This is a genomic window from Undibacterium sp. SXout7W (assembly GCF_049339385.1).
Taxonomy (GTDB): Bacteria; Pseudomonadota; Gammaproteobacteria; order Burkholderiales; family Burkholderiaceae_D; genus Undibacterium.
The window spans coordinates 1-789 of sequence record NZ_JBMPPF010000061.1; the positions used below are offsets into that span (position 1 = coordinate 1).

A 789-nucleotide genomic window follows, 5' to 3' on the forward strand; every position below is an offset into this window, starting at 1 on the left:
GATCAGCGCAACGGTCCCAACGAGTGAGAACACGTTTGAATTTGTTGAGCCAGGCAAACAATCGTTCGACTTTCCAGCGACGCTTATATCGACGCAGAGCGCGGCCATCCTGAGTGACTGCACGTTTGCGGTTGCTTTTGTGTGGTGCAATCAGTTCAACGCCTTGTTTTGCCAGGAGGCAATCGAGCGGATCACTATCGTAGGCGCGATCCCCAATAAGTCGTTTGGGTCGTCCCACCGTGATGGTTTCATCGAGCGTAGCTTCGACAAGGGTGACTTCATGTGGGCTAGCAGAAGCCGTGTGCACGGCGAGTGGAAGACCAGTAGCGTCTGCAATAACCATGAGCTTCGTACCCTTGCCCCGCTTGGTCTTTCCCACTTTTGGGCCCCTTTTTTTGCCAGCACAAATGTACCGTCTATAAAGCATTCAGATAAATCGATTTGTCCTGCTTCTTCGAGATGGCGTGCCAGCGTTTCCAATATCTTGCGCAGTACACCATCTTTAACCCACCGGCTAAACCGACGAAAACAGGTAGAGCCTGATGGAAACCGGTCTGGTAAATCAGCCCAACAAGCTCCTGTGCGTAATACCCATAAAATCCCGTTGAGCACCGCTCGGTTATCATGCATTTCGGGTCTTCCACGACCATCACTACGCCTGGTCGATTCTGGAATTAAGGGAGACAATATGCTCCATTGATCTTCGGTTAATTCTTCTCTTCGTGTCATGCTCCAAAGTTAACATAATCCGAAAAAAGTTAACAGACCCTATTTATGAAATGAGTTCTA

General features: G+C 49.3%; 1 protein-coding gene and 1 pseudogene. Both read right to left on the reverse strand.

Annotation, left to right across the window (positions count from 1 at the left end):
• On the reverse strand, positions 1-343 hold a 343-nt coding region (locus tag ACO0LB_RS20475), incomplete at its 3' end, for a transposase (protein ID WP_423052530.1).
• Positions 344-492: 149 nt separating this feature from the next.
• A pseudogene (locus tag ACO0LB_RS20480) lies at positions 493-729 on the reverse strand (transposase); the annotation flags it as partial.
• Between the last annotated feature and the right edge of the window lie 60 nt (positions 730-789).